Annotated in this window: 14 protein-coding genes; 2 read left to right on the forward strand and 12 right to left on the reverse strand. The window is 42.5% G+C overall.

The genetic code is table 11. The features are described from left to right. Positions 1-342: 342 nt before the first annotated feature. From J2X69_RS19470 to J2X69_RS19510, 9 genes are all read right to left on the reverse strand, one after another. The gene (locus tag J2X69_RS19470) at positions 343-1,035 is read right to left on the reverse strand and encodes a glycosyltransferase family 2 protein (protein ID WP_310107124.1); all 693 of its coding nucleotides are present in this window, start codon (positions 1,033-1,035) and stop codon (positions 343-345) included. A 6-nt stretch (positions 1,036-1,041) separates the two neighbouring features. Then, the gene (locus J2X69_RS19475) at positions 1,042-2,508 is read right to left on the reverse strand and encodes a glycosyltransferase family 2 protein (RefSeq protein WP_310107127.1); all 1,467 of its coding nucleotides are present in this window, start codon (positions 2,506-2,508) and stop codon (positions 1,042-1,044) included. Next, positions 2,509-4,053: a 4Fe-4S binding protein gene (locus J2X69_RS19480; protein ID WP_310107129.1), complete on the reverse strand. Its 1,545-nt coding sequence runs from the start codon at positions 4,051-4,053 to the stop codon at positions 2,509-2,511. Between the two features lie 112 nt (positions 4,054-4,165). Continuing rightward, on the reverse strand, positions 4,166-5,521 hold the full coding sequence (locus J2X69_RS19485) for an FAD/NAD(P)-binding oxidoreductase (RefSeq protein ID WP_310107132.1): 1,356 nt from the start codon (positions 5,519-5,521) through the stop codon (positions 4,166-4,168). A 51-nt stretch (positions 5,522-5,572) separates the two neighbouring features. Then, positions 5,573-6,337 (reverse strand): DUF547 domain-containing protein, encoded by a 765-nt coding sequence (locus tag J2X69_RS19490; RefSeq protein ID WP_310107134.1) that lies wholly within the window; start codon positions 6,335-6,337, stop codon positions 5,573-5,575. Between the two features lie 377 nt (positions 6,338-6,714). Next, entirely contained in the window at positions 6,715-7,224 is a 510-nt protein-coding gene (locus J2X69_RS19495; protein ID WP_310107136.1) for a rhodanese-like domain-containing protein, read from the reverse strand. Positions 7,225-7,260: 36 nt separating this feature from the next. Continuing rightward, entirely contained in the window at positions 7,261-7,974 is a 714-nt protein-coding gene (locus tag J2X69_RS19500) for a Crp/Fnr family transcriptional regulator (RefSeq protein ID WP_310107137.1), read from the reverse strand. 65 nt (positions 7,975-8,039) lie between these two features. Beyond that, positions 8,040-8,513, reverse strand: a complete 474-nt coding sequence (locus J2X69_RS19505) for a type I restriction enzyme HsdR N-terminal domain-containing protein (RefSeq protein WP_310107140.1) — start codon at positions 8,511-8,513, stop codon at positions 8,040-8,042. A 50-nt stretch (positions 8,514-8,563) separates the two neighbouring features. Continuing rightward, on the reverse strand, positions 8,564-9,247 hold the full coding sequence (locus J2X69_RS19510; protein ID WP_310107141.1) for a helix-hairpin-helix domain-containing protein: 684 nt from the start codon (positions 9,245-9,247) through the stop codon (positions 8,564-8,566). 196 nt (positions 9,248-9,443) lie between these two features. On the opposite strand from J2X69_RS19510, the gene hemA reads away from it, so the two are divergent. Next, the gene (gene hemA / locus J2X69_RS19515; protein WP_310107268.1) at positions 9,444-10,709 is read left to right on the forward strand and encodes a glutamyl-tRNA reductase; all 1,266 of its coding nucleotides are present in this window, start codon (positions 9,444-9,446) and stop codon (positions 10,707-10,709) included. 94 nt (positions 10,710-10,803) lie between these two features. Continuing rightward, positions 10,804-12,369, forward strand: coding sequence for a WG repeat-containing protein (locus tag J2X69_RS19520; RefSeq protein ID WP_310107143.1), 1,566 nt, complete (start codon positions 10,804-10,806; stop codon positions 12,367-12,369). A gap of 10 nt (positions 12,370-12,379) precedes the next feature. On the opposite strand, the gene floA is transcribed toward J2X69_RS19520, so the two are convergent. From floA to proS, 3 genes are all read right to left on the reverse strand, one after another. Beyond that, complete coding sequence (floA, locus tag J2X69_RS19525) at positions 12,380-13,399, reverse strand: flotillin-like protein FloA (protein ID WP_310107144.1); 1,020 nt, start codon at positions 13,397-13,399, stop codon at positions 12,380-12,382. 1 nt (position 13,400) lies between these two features. Then, positions 13,401-13,859, reverse strand: a complete 459-nt coding sequence (locus J2X69_RS19530) for an NfeD family protein (protein WP_310107146.1) — start codon at positions 13,857-13,859, stop codon at positions 13,401-13,403. A 99-nt stretch (positions 13,860-13,958) separates the two neighbouring features. Then, positions 13,959-15,440 carry a proline--tRNA ligase gene (gene proS, locus J2X69_RS19535; RefSeq protein ID WP_310107148.1) on the reverse strand — a complete coding sequence of 494 codons (1,482 nt, stop codon included), beginning with the start codon at positions 15,438-15,440 and terminating at the stop codon, positions 13,959-13,961. Positions 15,441-15,461: the final 21 nt, after the last annotated feature.

A 15,461-nucleotide genomic window follows, 5' to 3' on the forward strand; every position in this document is an offset into this window, starting at 1 on the left:
TGCCCAACTCAGAGATCCTATGCCCCTTGTTTTTTTTTCTTTTTGTCGTTTCATAGTAGTTTACTTTGTGTAAACTCAATTCAGGACGAGTCAAACTAATCAATCCAAGGGGGAGTTCGCAGGTTTTGTTACTAGACTCCCGTCTCTTGCTACTTGCTACTTGATTCTAACGTAAGAGATTGCTTCTTCGCTCCTACCTCGCTTATCGCAATGACGAATCATGGTTCTTGCTTCTTGACTCTTGACTCTTGTTACTTAATCCTAACGTAAGAAATTGCTTCTTCACTCCTGTCTCGCTTATCGAAATGACGAATCATGGTTCTAGCTTCTTGATTCTAAAAATTACCAATACTTGAAAATCGTATAAATAATCTTATATCCCGCTCCGAAAACTCCCTTAACCGTTCCACTTACTTTCGAAACACCTATCCGCTTTCGATAATTCACCGGAACTTCCGTGTACCGAAGTCCAGCCTTATGTGCTTTAATCTGCATCTCTATCGTCCAACCAAAGTTCTGATCTACCATATTCAATTCAAGCAATTTGGCCCAAACAATTGCCCGAAATGGGCCCAAATCAGAGAATTTAGCTCCCTGCATATACTTCATCATGGTAGTTGCCAGCCAATTTCCAAATACCTGCGGAAAAGTCATAGAGCCCGATTCCCGCTCTCCCAAGGCTCTGGATCCAATCACCAGCTCTGCTTTTAGATCCAAAATAGGCCGAATCAAATCCGGCAATTCTTCAGGATAATCACTGTAATCGCCATCCAGAAAGACCACAATATCCGGTTGGGTTTCCTGCTTTTTGATCCAGTCCATCGCAGTCAGGCATGCTTTTCCATAACCTTTCTGAGGTTCAAAAACCACTTTTGCGCCAGCCGCTTCCGCTACTTTTCCTGTGCTGTCTGTAGAGTTGTTATTTGCTACTATTACGTTTCGGACAAGGGATGGAATATCCCCAATTACCTTTGGGATGGACTTTTCCTCATTGTAGGCAGGAATGATTACATCAACAATTGGTGGATTATGCATCGAAAGTTATTTGCCCAAACTATAGGCTTTGAATGATGAAAAGAAAACCAACCCATACCCTACGGCGAGCATGAGATGAAAGGGCAACATTTCGAAAGTACCCAAGTAAATATGGAGTGCTACCATACCTGAAAACACCAGCATCAATACCCCTTCCATCCAGGTGGTAACCGGGATTTTGAACTTGAGGTAACGATTTGTTTCCAGACCGGAACCACTTTCCAGATTAAATTTTGGAGTGCGGATAAAGGGCGATTTTTTACCGGAAAGCCCTTTCCAAACTGCCTGGGCATTGTGCAAGCCCAGACCCATAGACACCGACAGGAATAATGGCAACATATAGATGGCTTGAATAAAACTTCTCCAAAAACTTCTCTTTCCATAGAAATACGCAACCAAATACACACCTGCAATGATCACAAACCCGATCATAAACAGTCCCGAAATTTTGAACAGATTCGCTGAAATCATGCCTTGCGTTCCTGCCCACCACACGCCTATACTACTCAGACTGACCTGTAAAATAGCTATAAAAATACTGCTGTTGAAGAGATGGGCCATCGCGTGAAATTTAGTAGAAAACGGAAGATTTTCTCTTAAAACCGCTTTGGCATGTTTTACTGCGCATTCTGCGCCTCCTTTGGTCCAGCGAAATTGTTGGGACTTCACTGCCGACATAATCGGAGGAAGCTCCGCCGGGGATTCTATTTCCGGTCTATAGACAAACTCCCATCCTCTGCGCTGGGCACGGTAGCTCAAATCCAGATCCTCTGTCAATGTATCATCCTGCCAATTTCCCGCATCGACAATACAGGCCTTTCTCCAAATACCACCGGTTCCATTGAAATTGATAAATGCATGCTGGCTGTTTCTCCCGATCTGTTCGATCAGAAAATGTGCATCCAGCGCAAAAGCCTGTAAGCGTGTAAGCAGCGAATAGTTTTTGTTTAAATGTGTCCAGCGGGTCTGGACCATTCCGACTTTGGCCGAAGAGAAATAAGGAATGGTTTTCAGCAAAAAATCAGGATCAGGAACAAAATCCGCATCGAAAATTGCGATAAATTCTCCGTTGGCTTTTGCCAAACCTTCCTTTAATGCACCCGCCTTAAAGCCTGATCTGTCAGAACGATGAATGTATTTGAAATTGATTTCAGGAAACTCAAGGATTTTCCTTTGGATCAACTTGGTGGTCTGATCTGTGCTGTCATCCAGTACCTGGATTTCCAGTAATTCCAAGGGATAATTTATTTGGGAAACTGCCTCTATCAAACGATCTACAACGTAAAGTTCATTATAGATTGGTAGCTGAACAGTGACTTTTGGCCAAACTTCAGGTGAAACATGAGACACCTGTTCCAGCGATTTTTTTGCACCAAGAAACCTTAAAAGCAAATGCCCTTGAGCAAGACTGTAAACAAAAATAAACAGCATTCCCAGGGCATAAATCCCAATCAAAAGATATAATAAGATCATTTAGGCATTTATCTTGATGGAATCATTTCCAATGATTATTGGCATTTCATTGATTCGGTTTTGTTCGGGACCATTTTCCAATTTCAGCACTCCACGCGGACATACGGCAGAACAGACTCCACAACCCACACAGCTGGCTCTTACGATTTCCTGCCCCCGCTGTGCATACCAACGAACGTCTATCCCCATTTCACAATAGGTGGAGCAATTGCCGCAGGAAATACACTGGCCTCCATTCGTGGTGATTCTGAACCGTGATTTGAAACGCTGCACGATGCCAAGATAGGCTGCCAGGGGGCATCCAAACCTACACCACACGCGATTGCCCATAAAGGGATAAAAGCCGGTACCGACCACTCCTGCGAACACCGACCCAATCGCAAAACCGTAGAACGAATGTAATTGGTTTGTGACATCTCCCAAAAGCGCAAAGCCGGAAAAGTAATTGGCTATAGTCACGGCAGTCATCACTACTGCCAGCACCAATACACTGTGGACAATTACACGCTCATATTTCCAGGCTTTCAAAGACTTGTCCGAAAGCTGACGGTAAGGATCCCCCACCGTCTCTGCCAAGCCGCCACAGCCACACACCCAGGAGCAATACCATCTTTTCCCATAAAAATAAGTAAAAACCGGAACTGCTATAATGATGAGCAGAATCCCCCAGATCAACATAAACATCCCTACTCCACCGGCACTCAAGAACGTATCAATCTGATAATCGTAGAAAAAATCGTAATCGAGCGGCCAGATATTTTTGAAATCATAATAGGGCTGATTGAGCAATACGAGAATCTCGGGAATCAGAAATGCGAAAGCCGTTTGAAAAAACATCACCGAAGCTGTTCGCAACTGCTGATACTTATTTCCTCTGTATTTGCGGAACATCCGAACGCCCATCACAGCAATCGCAATGGTATAGATCGTGCCGTAAAGAAACCACTGACTGGCAGGATTGCCACTAAGGATCATACTCAATGGGGTCACCATCCAAACCTGATTTACGATATAGGCCGGAAACCAGTACAAAATAATGTAGAAAAGTATCAGGTAAGCCCCTGTGACCATTCCCATCCAGCCACGGTTCTTCATGGAAGAGTGGTAAATTCCGTTGTTTTTGATTCCTTCAGGTTCGCTTTTATGCTTTGGCAGATTGTACATCAATCCACCCAAAACCGCTAAACCTATTGATAGTCCCAAGAAAAGCCAAGGATGATCGCGGACGGGGCTACTGAGCGAACTTTGCGCAAGTGGAAAGCTGTAATCATCCCAGATCACCTCGTCCCACTTGGATTCTTCCTTTAGTGCATTATTGTAAGAATTAAAATTTTCATTGAAAGCAGAGATAAATGAGAAATTGGAAGAATACGTTTCACCATACATTGGAGCAAGAATCTCAGCCATTTTCTCCTGGTGGATCTCCTTGGTACTGGCCAGAACCAATTCTTCGGTCAGTGTATAATTGCCTAAGAAAGGCATTACAGTAAATACTGCCAAACCCACCAAAAACAACAGAATCCCTATACTTTGAATAAACTTCATGTGTATATAATTTGATTTTTATAGGCCACATGGAATCTCGCATGTTTATTAATCATCACTCTCCCGAAGCAAGTTCGGGACATGTTGTGTGTAGTCTTCGTCATGCTCGATTTCATACGCTTGCTCCGAATAGTTTTTGGATAAATGTCTTCTTGGAAATGGTGAAATCTCCTCCAAATTGATTTTTAAAAGCCTGTTGAATAGCTATATAATAAGGAGCAAAAAACTCTGGGTCGAAGTTGGCTTTGTCCAGTTTGGAAATGACTCGGTCTCCATCCCATCCCTCTCGGATTGCCTGATCAAAAAATTCGTGTCTCAGTCGAAAACCAAAATTATTCACTCCAAGGATCCGACCGTTTAAGTCCATCAGCATACGAAAAGCCACTTTTCCAACCGGATGCTCCCAATAGAAAGATTTCACTTGCCCAGTATCCCATCTTGCAGGAACATGCCCATAAGTCTGGTATTCTATATCCAGAAATTTGGCTGAATTAAACCAAACACCCGGTTGGTAGGTCACGTTATGACCTGCCAAAATATGTCCCAAGGTTTCTCCCTGCATTCTTCCTGTGTACCAAACCTGCTCTACATGCTTGCGGTCCGATGCCGGCGCTTCGTGAAACTCTGCACAATCTCCAATAGAATATACATCCTTAATGTTGGTCCGGAAACCAAAATCAACCTTTACTCCTCTATTAACTTCTAATTCTGTTTTTCTGAGAAAATCAATATTGGGAGTCACACCAGCAGTAAGCCCTACAAACTGGCATTGGATCTCCTCTCCTGATTTCGTCTTGACTGCTTTCACTCGGGCATTCGGATCAGAGATGATCTCTTCCAATTCCTCGTTTAAGCGCAAATCAATGTGGTGCTCTCTAATATGTCTTCCAACCAACCCGGACTCTTCCTTTGGCAGGATATTTCCCCAAAATCCTTTTTCCCGAACAAGGATAGTCACGGGAATCTTCTTATAAGCAAGCATTTCCGCCATCTCTATTCCGATCAATCCTCCACCCACAATTACAGCCCGCTTCACTCCCTCTTGGGTGTTTTTCTCCATAAGTTCAAGATCCTGCTTGGAATACAATCCCTGAACACCTTGTAGATCCTCACCTGCCCAGCCAAATTTATTCGGCTTGGAACCTGTAGCGAGCACCAGTTCATCGTAGCTCATATCCTCTCCGGATTGGAAAAGCAGATTTTTGGCAGCGAAGTCAATTGATTTCACCCAGCCTTCTTTCAGTTCTATTCTGTTTTTATCCCAAAACCAATTCTCATAAGGCTGGGTATGTTCAAATTTCATATGCCCCATGAAGACATACATGAGTGCGGTTCTGGAAAAAAAGTATTTTGATTCTCCTGAAACCAGCGTTATCCTGACCTTTTCATCCAGCTTTCTTAGCTGTCTGGCGCAGGTCACACCTGCTATTCCGTTGCCGATAATGACCACATGGCGATTTGAGTTCATTGAAATGGGTATTGATGGGGGCACAATTGGAAATTTACCGAAAACTTGAGTCTATTCGTTCAAATTCCAATCATAATCCAAAAAGGAAATCTTCGCATTCCCCTTGATTTTTGTCTTGCTATACTTATTCAGAAAGTCTATTAAGCTGCCATTTTTGGTAAAATCCCCTTTGAACCAAGAGAAAATAGAAGAGACTTGGGCCGACTCGGGCGAGATTTTATTCCTGCTTTGATCATTTATAAAACGGCTGGCAACCTTATGCAGTTGCTCCTCGATCGTAGTGGCTTCGAAAGCTTCATTGAGCAAAGGTGGGCAGGAAACCGATGCGCAATTGATGGCAAAGTGAATTCGGGGCTCTTCAAATTCCTTTCTCAAGATCGAATGCTCAATCTCATCCAAACTGGATTCCTGCCCTCCTATTTTGAAAAATTTGTAATGCCATACATCTTTGATCAAAGGAATCTTCAGCTTTGGTCCAAGGTCTTTGATACTTTCCACGGGATAATTATCCACGATTAATTTCACCGTAAAGGCATTGTATGCATTGATCCAATAAGCCAACTGTTCATCTTTTGACCATGTTTTACGATCAGGAGCATTCTCACTCAAGCTATTGAGGTAAGTTTCCAGCTTCGCTTTTTCTTTGATAAATCCTTTGTAATTAACCGTTCCGTCCGAGCTGACATTTGCTTGGAGCAATTCATTCCAGGCCTTGTGACTTGGGGGTGTAGTTTCGGCCATTCCCGGAACCGGGCCATGACAGCTGAAAAGAATAACACTAAGCAAAAGTATGATATGGATTTTTGGGATTCTCATGGGATGTGTTTAGGATAGATGTACGGTCCTATGCCGGATAAAGATGTAGAGAAATAAGAATTATGTCTGGTTTTAAAGTGGAAAATCCCCCTAACCCCCTTTTAGAAAGGGGGAATTGCCAAATTTGGACTTCTAGAATTAATTCCAAGAATACAATAAATGTGCAGTTAAGCGGATACACATAATAAGGACTGATCATCTGGAAGAATAAAAATGATATATATCCTCCTTTCTGCCAGTAAGGAAGAAAAAGCAACATAGGATTTGGTGGATTATAGTTTGTAGGCAGCTTCGGTCTTCTGTCATCGGTCTTCCGTCCATTATACCGAAGAAAAGGAGTCTACTGGCATCATTGCGGATAATCATAAAAGGGAATATTAAAAAACCTTTTCCCCTTTTGTCAGCCAGATGCCCCAGGATTGGGAATAGGTATGGACTTTCTTTGTAGGAGATCTGCCCTGATAAATCGGTTTATCTTCATTTACCCATCCGATCAGACCTCCGTACAGATTATAAACTTCTTTGAACCCTGCATCTTTAAGTTTTTTGCCAATATTCTGAGACCTTGCCCCCACCGTGCAATACACCAAAACCGGTTGCTCCTTATCGAATGAAGCTATATTATCCAGAGAAAAGGTATCGTAACCAACCCATTCAGCATCCTTGAGATGACTGACTTCAAACTCGTCCTTTTCCCGGGTATCCAATACTTGATAGTTGCTCAAATCAGTCACTTGAGAAGGTTTCAGAACAGGAAAATCAGCATCATAAAGGGTGGAAAGTAAAGCCTTGTAGGCAAGCGATTGGGCTTCTACATTACCTGAAAAAATGAAAAATGCGAATATTGGTAAAAGCGCAACAATGTATTTGTCAAGGAAAGACTTCATATCACTTTAACCCCAATATAGGCAGCTATGTTCAACTTAAGCATAAAAATCAGAAAGCTTCACCAGTCCTTCCTTATTCAACACAACGATTTTCTTGCCTTTTAACTCTATAAGTTTATCCTTCTTGAATTCCGACAAAAGCCTGATAACAGACTCTGTTGCAGTACCTATTAGGCTTGCTATTTCTTCCCGGCTCAGCACCACGTCAATCTGTTGGGGGCCTGCACCGTCCAGTCCATAGGAATTTGCCAACTGTAAAAGCAGATAGGCCAAACGTTCCCGAATGCTCTTTTGCGAAGCATCTACTAGTTTCTCTTCCATCACTCCGATTTCATGACTGAGCGCCTTGGTTAGTCTTCTGAAAAAAGGTCCATTGCTCACCAATGCCTTCAGAAAAGTTTCTTTAGGAATAAAGCAAATCTTGGCGTCCTCAATCACCATCGCGGAATTGGTGTAATTTTCCTCTCCCAGCAATGCAGAATATCCCAGCAGGTCACCTTTCTTCGAAAGGTGCATAATTTGTTCTTTGCCGTTGGAAGCTGTTTTGAAGATTTTGATCACGCCCTCATTTACGCAAAAAACACCCTGTGGCTTAGATTCCTCGTAATAGAGCACCTGTCCTTTTCGGTGTGAAATCATATTTTTATTATCCGAAATATTACATGCCTGCTCCTCTGTAAGATCAGAAAGCATAGAAAGCTTACGACTGGCACAAAGATCACACGGGTGAATGGAAGAGGTCTTGGACATACTCAGTTGGAATAATTTCAGGTTACTTTGAGACAAATCTCAGGTATAAATTTACAACATAGGATTTAAACAGGAGGTTCGGGGAAACTTTTCTCTTGGGTAAACTTCTCCGCTGCAGGGTCAAAACTTAGGCAAATATGTTGCAATCCATTACTGATGACAAGGAATGGCGTTTTCAATTCCTTATGATACATGCAAGCCTGTTCGATGGTTTTCTGGGTAAGTTTGACTTTGGGGGCTTTACATTCTACCAGCAGGTATGGACTGCCTCCTTTATCCCAAACTACAAGATCCGTTCTCTTGATAAGTTTATTGTAAATTAAACCTTTTTCCAGTGCCACAAGGCCTTTGGGGAATTTAAGTTGAGAGATCAGGAAATTAATCCAGTGCTGCCTGACCCATTCCTCGGGAGTCAAAACCAACTGTTTTTTGCGAAGTGAGTCAAAAATCCAAAGCTTCCCGTCCTTCTCCTTAAGCTGCGGGTCGAAATGCGGCAAATTAAGTGTGGGTAGTTGAATCTGGTCCAGATGAGAATCCATGCTTCAAAGATGGGTAAAATAGCTCAATTGGGACAAATGAAATAGTAGAACTATTGAAAATCGATGTATGGCGTGATTTTATCAATCCATTCTTGCTTGAAAATCTTGATTTGTCTGAGGTCATCCGACGAGCGAAAATACCCATGCTGCTTTCGATAAGCGATTAAAACTTTCGCCTCCGCGTATCTGATGTATGGATGTTTTGCCAATTCCTCCACTTCAATTTGATTGATTTCTACTTTTTTGAAAATCGCAGGTGAAAAGTCAAAATATTCCCAAATTTTCCCGATTGTTTCGGGTTTCAATCCATAAACTTCATTAAGCTGACTTTTGCTATGAAGCCCACCTAGACTTTCTCTAAACTTCACAATCCTACCCGCTGTACTCTCACCTATTCCGGGGACGATTTGCAGTGTTACCGAATCTGCTTCAGAAAAGAGGATACGGTTGAGATTATCAAGCTGTTTTGAATCTGATTTATTTACAATTGTATCATGAGGATTAAAGACAGGAAAAGGCGAACTGACAAGAGCAATCCCCGCTAATTCAAGGCTATCTATAGTTGCTAAATAGTAGGTGTGAAAATCCCCTGACTTTGCTTTTCTGAGCTCTCGCAAAACGTCTTTGGAGATAACAAGAAGAAGTAATACGGGGATTAGAAGCACAAATCCACGCGATTCTTTTCCTGAGAATCCCAGATAAACTTTTAGCCAATAAAAAATTCTAGCCCACATAGTGCTCTAAAAAAAGTGATAGAATATATCAATAGCCTATAAGATAATAGTATTGGATTGAGAAACCTAAACTCCTTAGTATTGCAGTATAAAGACAAACAGTTATTTAGACAGATTACAAATTACAGGATACCTACCCAAAATGGACACTTCCGGTGTCATTGTCTGTTAAATTTGCAGTCCAAGCTTAAGCATGATGCAAGTCAAATTTAGAGCACTCAGTTTATCACATAAAAATGCACCAGTACAAATCCGGGAAATTATTTCTCTGGACGAGAAAGCCGTACACAGTATCTTACTGAAAATCAAAGACTTTTTTAGCCTAAACGATGCTTTGATACTTTCTACCTGTAACCGGACGGAAGTGTATTACAGCCATGATCAGGATATCAGCACTGAGATAATTAAATTGATAGGTCTTGAAAAAGGGCTGACTGACATCGTTAATTTCCTAGAGTATTTTGAGATTTTGAATGATGATAGAGCTGTAATCAGGCATTTGTTCAGAGTTTCTATGGGATTGGAAGCTCAGGTGGTAGGTGATATCCAGATTTCCAATCAGGTAAAAAGAGCTTATCAAGCCTCTGCCGACTTGAATATGACAGGTCCCTTCCTTCACAGATTGATGCATACGATCTTTTTCACCAATAAGCGCATCGTGCAGGAAACTGCCTTTAGGGATGGAGCGGCATCTTTGTCCTATGCGGCAATTGAATTGATCGAAAGCTTGACTTCGAATACTTTCGAGCCTAGGATCCTACTGATTGGGGTTGGGGAGATAGGTGAAGATGTAGCCAAAAACATGGTACACCTCCCAAGCGCAAAAGTCAAAATTACCAATAGAACCGATAGCAAAGCAGAATCTATCGCTGCAGAAATGGGTTTTGAGGTAGTTCCTTTTGAAAATTGTCTGGAGGCTATGGAGGAGGCAGATGTGATTGTTTGCTCTATTCAGCGCTCTGAACCATTTATCACGAAGGAATTGGTTAAAAAATTCCGGATCAACAGTTACAAATTGCTTGTGGATCTCTCCGTTCCCCGAAGCATAGAAACTACAGTAGAGGATGTGCCGGGAGTAGTGCTTTATAATGTGGATAACATTCGCAGCAAAGCTTCCGAAACCTTGGAAAAACGGCTGGCTTCAGTGCCTAAGGTGGAAGAAATAATCGAAGAAAGCATTAAAGAGTTTTTCGACTGGAAAAAGGAAATGATTGCCTCTCCCACTATCAACAAACTCAAGCAATCCCTGGAGCAGATCCGTCAGGAAGAAATGGCGAGATTTACAAAAAATACCGACCAAAAAGAATACGCGGTGATCGATAAAATCACCAAGAGTATGATGCAGAAAATCCTCAAAGTTCCCGTGGTACAACTTCGGGCAGCATGCCAGCGTGATCAAGCGGAGGAAATGATCCAAATTATTTCAGACTTATTTGATCTGGAGAAAGTAAAAACAGAGTAATAAGCACTACCCCCACTAATAAAAATGACCAAAGGATTGAATCAAACCTTTGGTCATTTTACCTTTATCACCTTTCTGAATAACCAATAGTTAAATGAATAAAAATTTTACGCTACTCGTCGGTCTCACACTTACTTTTTTTATTTCTGAGACTGCCCAAAGTCAATCATGGGAAGTGTACGACACCAAAATCCAGCTCCAGTCCCGATTGATTTACGATGAAATCGATCTTCTCAGCGAGACAGTCAGAATAGGAAAGACGGGAAGCGGACTCTCATTATTGTCCAGTGATCTTAGACCGGCAGTTTCACTGGTCGGAACCGAGATCTACCAATACACTGAGCCTTGGATTCTTGTCAAAGGGCCTGATGGCATCGGTGCATTCCATGAATACGGGCAACAGGTATTGCCGCTGGAGTATGAAAAGATACAGACCTACTTCAACTTACTTTTGGCGAGCAAGGGAAATGAATACTGGCTATACCAGCGCGGAAAAAACAAAACCATATACATGGGCGAATTGGATGAAGCTAAGATCACAAATACAGGTCTGGTAATCATCCGAAAAGGGAATGAATATTCTTTGCCTTTATCAACTAATCCCGATAAAACGTTTGAACTACTTGCCGATAACGAGGGTGAATTCGTTTTGGCCAAGGAAGCAACCGGCTATGGGCTGATCAATCGGGAAGGTGATTATGTACTTGACCCTATCATAGACACGCTGCAGCATACGCACGGCAATTTCTATTATGGCTATAACCAAGAGCAGTATTTACTGATCGAAGGGAATGATATCAAATCAAACATCCGTTATAACTCATTTCACAAGATCACTTTTGAGAATGATATCATGCTGGAATATATTCATGGAAAACTCCGTCGTGTAATGGAAGATGACGGTATTTTACTTGATGATGTAGGTATGACTGCCGTCGATAAAATCGGAAAAGACTTATACACGGTTCATTTTCGGGATTCGAAAATCGGTTTATTGGGAAAGAAAGGTTGGTTAGTTCGGCCTATGCTAGGCGTAGAAGAGATCAAATTTGGCAACGAAGGCCTTTTCCCTGCTAAATCAAAAGGAGCTTTTGGCGTTGTGAATTCAGCAGGAACTTGGGTAATTCCAGCCCAATATGCAGAAATAACCATGTTTTCTGATAAAATTGCTGCCTATCGAGCCACGCAAAACTGGGGGTTAATAAGTGCTTCCGGAGACTTGATCAATACAGCCCATTACGATGAAATCAAGCCTTTTCAAAAAGGAATTGCAATCGCCAAAAGCGCCGGAAAATTCTACCTGCTGAACAGTAGTGGCGCTACTGTGAATCCTGAAGGATTTGATACTATCTACCGTACCGGTGACGGGTATTTCATGGTAGAAAAATCAGGCAAAGCAGGGCTTTTGGATAGCAATGGCGTCGAAGTCATCCCTACGGAATTTGAAAGCCTGAGAAGAGAAAGAAAGAATTTTGTTATAGTCCAAAAGAATGGGCTTACAGGCGTGATCAACGAAACAGGCGAGATCATTCTTCCTCTGGCTTATGAAAAAATCTTGGTCGATTGGGCAAATGAGCAGATTTTCACTAAAAGCAGCTATATTCCTACTGTGGTTCAAGCTGCGGAAGAACCAACAAAGAAAAACAAAAAAGGGGCCTGAGCCCCTTTTCTTATTTTTTCTCGTTTTTCCCTTTGGAGGAATCTTTCGAGTCTGTGTCCGAGTTGGCTATCGATTCGCGCATGGAAGTGTCTGATTGGATATTTTCCATTTTGTAGTAATCCATCACACCCAGTCTACCGCTTCGGAAAGCTTCTGCCAAAGCCCGTGGAACCTCTGCTTCGGCTTCTATGACTTTAGCCCTCATTTCCACATTTCTCGCTTTCATCTCCTGCTCTAGTGCCACAGCCATCGCACGTCTCTCTTCTGCCCTAGCTTCCGCTACTTTCAGATCGGCAGATGCCTGATCGATTTGTAGTTTGGCACCGATATTTGTTCCCACATCGATATCAGCGATATCAATCGAAAGAATTTCAAAGGCAGTTCCCGCATCCAATCCTCTCTGTAGAACCAGTTTTGATATTTTATCCGGATTTTCCAATACGCTCTTGTGTGTAGCCGCAGAACCGATAGAAGTCACAATCCCCTCACCTACTCTGGCCAGGATAGTCTCTTCTCCCGCTCCACCTACCAGCTGGGCGATATTGGCACGAACAGTTACTCTGGCTTTTGCGATCAGCTGTATACCGTCCGCAGCTACAGCAGCTACATTTGGCGTATTGATCACTTTTGGATTTACAGAAATCTGCACTGCTTCAAACACGTCTCTTCCCGCCAAGTCAATTGCGGTAGCCTGTTTGAACGTCAGGTTAATATTTGCTTTGTCGGCAGATATCAAAGCCCTGATCACATTGGGGATATTCCCTCCCGCCATATAATGAGTTTCCAAGTCATTGGTAGTCAATTCAAGCCCAGCTTTGGTAGCTGTGATCAATGAATTAACAATAATACTTGGCGGTACTTTTCTTATTCTCATTCCTATGAGTTCACCTATCCCAACCCTCACATTTGAAAATTGGGCAGTGATCCAGAGATTAACCGGAACAAAGTACAAGAAGATGAAAAGTAGGACTATTCCTGCGACCGCAGCCACTAGGATGAACATTGAACTGCTCGGATCTAGATTCTCCATATTATTTTACTAAAATTTTGTTGTTTTCGATTTTGATAATAATCACATCAGTTCCTACAGGAATAAAACCATTTTCAGATTTCACTTCATACACTACGTCCTCAAAACTTGCTTTGCCCACAGGCTTAAGGTCGGAGATCGTTATGCCGGACATTCCTATTTGCAAAGCCTCAGTCCGTCCATCAAAAGCTCCGCCCTGCATGGCTGATTTCAGTGAAAAACGATTCCAAACTCCAGAGCTAAATCCATACACAATAGCAGCGAGGTTCAATATGACTGCCATAGAAGTGATCCACCATGCTACCTCTGCATCAAAGCTAAGGAAAGCATAGACTACCCCGGCCAAACTCACCGCAAGCCCAAAGATTCCAACTACCGTAGTTCCTGGGACAAACAGCACCTCGGCAAGCAAAAGGATCAGACCTATAAGTAGGAGACTGGAGAGGACTAGGATTGTCATTACGGTTCAGAAAAAGAATTGATGTCTAAAATACAAGTTTCCTCGTTACCCCTTGTCAATAAAAATAAAAAAAGCCCGGAAATTTCCGGGCTTTGGTGACTAGTAGGCCTTTGCAAAAAGGACTCTGCCGGCAGAAGGGCTACCGGAGAAGACACAAATCCCGGCTTCTTCACTCCTATCCAATGGAATGCATCTAATGGTAGCCTTGGTAAGATCTTTTATTTTTTCTTCTGTCTCTGAAGTTCCATCCCAGTGAGCAGACAAAAATCCTCCCTTTTCCTCCAGCACTTCTTTAAATTCATCCCAAGAATTCACTTCTGTTGTCATTTCACCTTTGAAATTTAGCGCTTTGGAGTAAATACTAGTCTGAATTTCATCAAGCATACCTGTTATTTTCTCCGAAATCGGCTGAGAAGCCAATTCAAATTGCTCCTTAGTCAGGGTATCTCTTCTTGCGATTTCAATTGTACCGTTTTCCAAATCCCTAGGCCCTATGGCGATTCTAAGAGGAACACCTTTCAATTCATGCTCTGCAAATTTCCAGCCTGGCTTATGTGTATCACGATTGTCGTATTTCACTGAAACTCCTGCCTTGCGAAGCTCGGCAATAATCTCATTGGCTTTTTCGGTGATGGCGTCCAGTTCTTCGTCTTTTCTATAGATGGGAATAATCACCACTTGTATTGGAGCCAATTTCGGTGGCAGAACCAACCCATTGTCATCTGAGTGAGCCATAATCAATGCTCCCATCAAACGTGTGCTGACACCCCAAGAAGTACCCCAAACGTACTCTAGGCCTCCTTCTTTAGTAGCAAATTTCACATCGAAAGCTTTGGCGAAATTTTGCCCCAAAAAATGTGAGGTTCCTGCCTGTAAAGCTTTTCCATCCTGCATCATCGCCTCGATACACAAGGTATCATCCGCTCCTGCAAAACGCTCACTTTCTGTTTTTCTCCCCCGCACCACAGGCAAGGCCATAAAGTCTTCAGCAAACTGTGCATACACATTCATCATCTGCAAAGTCTCAGCTTCAGCTTCCTTTTTGGTGGCATGAGCTGTATGGCCTTCTTGCCATAGGAATTCTGTAGTCCGAAGGAAAAGTCTTGTTCTCATTTCCCAGCGGACCACATTTGCCCACTGATTTACCAGCAGGGGAAGATCACGATAAGATTGCACCCAGTTTTTGTACGTGCTCCAAATAACTGTTTCCGAAGTAGGACGGACGATTAACTCCTCATCCAGCTTTGCTTCAGGATCTACAATCACACCACTTCCATCTTCAGCATTTTTCAATCTGTAATGAGTGACTACAGCACATTCTTTGGCAAATCCTTCCACATGGCTAGCTTCCTTGCTTAGATAAGATTTGGGGATAAAAAGCGGGAAATATGCGTTGGAATGACCGGTCTCTTTGAACATGCGATCCAACTCAGCCTGCATTTTCTCCCATATAGAATAACCGTAGGGCTTGATTACCATGCAGCCTCTTACGGCTGAATTCTCTGCCAAATCGGCTCTTTTCACTAATTCATTGTACCAAAGCGAATAATCCTCGCTTCTCTTAGGCAGTCCTTTACTCATTGTGGTTGGTTGAGATACAGA

Source organism: Algoriphagus sp. 4150 (genome assembly GCF_031457395.1).
Lineage (GTDB): Bacteria > Bacteroidota > Bacteroidia > Cytophagales > Cyclobacteriaceae > Algoriphagus.

Excerpts from the sequence above, each read along its gene's own strand:
- J2X69_RS19490 (WP_310107134.1), bottom strand. The coding sequence starts at position 6,337 with ATGAGAATCCCAAAAATCCATATCATACTTTTGCTTAGTGTTATTCTT.
- J2X69_RS19470 (WP_310107124.1), bottom strand. The coding sequence starts at position 1,035 with ATGCATAATCCACCAATTGTTGATGTAATCATTCCTGCCTACAATGAG.
- J2X69_RS19500 (WP_310107137.1), bottom strand. The coding sequence starts at position 7,974 with ATGTCCAAGACCTCTTCCATTCACCCGTGTGATCTTTGTGCCAGTCGT.
- J2X69_RS19510 (WP_310107141.1), bottom strand. The coding sequence starts at position 9,247 with ATGTGGGCTAGAATTTTTTATTGGCTAAAAGTTTATCTGGGATTCTCA.
- J2X69_RS19495 (WP_310107136.1), bottom strand. The coding sequence starts at position 7,224 with ATGAAGTCTTTCCTTGACAAATACATTGTTGCGCTTTTACCAATATTC.
- J2X69_RS19485 (WP_310107132.1), bottom strand. The coding sequence starts at position 5,521 with ATGAACTCAAATCGCCATGTGGTCATTATCGGCAACGGAATAGCAGGT.
- J2X69_RS19505 (WP_310107140.1), bottom strand. The coding sequence starts at position 8,513 with ATGGATTCTCATCTGGACCAGATTCAACTACCCACACTTAATTTGCCG.
- proS (WP_310107148.1), bottom strand. The coding sequence starts at position 15,440 with ATGAGTAAAGGACTGCCTAAGAGAAGCGAGGATTATTCGCTTTGGTAC.
- J2X69_RS19520 (WP_310107143.1), top strand. The coding sequence starts at position 10,804 with ATGAATAAAAATTTTACGCTACTCGTCGGTCTCACACTTACTTTTTTT.
- floA (WP_310107144.1), bottom strand. The coding sequence starts at position 13,399 with ATGGAGAATCTAGATCCGAGCAGTTCAATGTTCATCCTAGTGGCTGCG.
- J2X69_RS19475 (WP_310107127.1), bottom strand. The coding sequence starts at position 2,508 with ATGATCTTATTATATCTTTTGATTGGGATTTATGCCCTGGGAATGCTG.
- hemA (WP_310107268.1), top strand. The coding sequence starts at position 9,444 with ATGCAAGTCAAATTTAGAGCACTCAGTTTATCACATAAAAATGCACCA.
- J2X69_RS19480 (WP_310107129.1), bottom strand. The coding sequence starts at position 4,053 with ATGAAGTTTATTCAAAGTATAGGGATTCTGTTGTTTTTGGTGGGTTTG.
- J2X69_RS19530 (WP_310107146.1), bottom strand. The coding sequence starts at position 13,859 with ATGACAATCCTAGTCCTCTCCAGTCTCCTACTTATAGGTCTGATCCTT.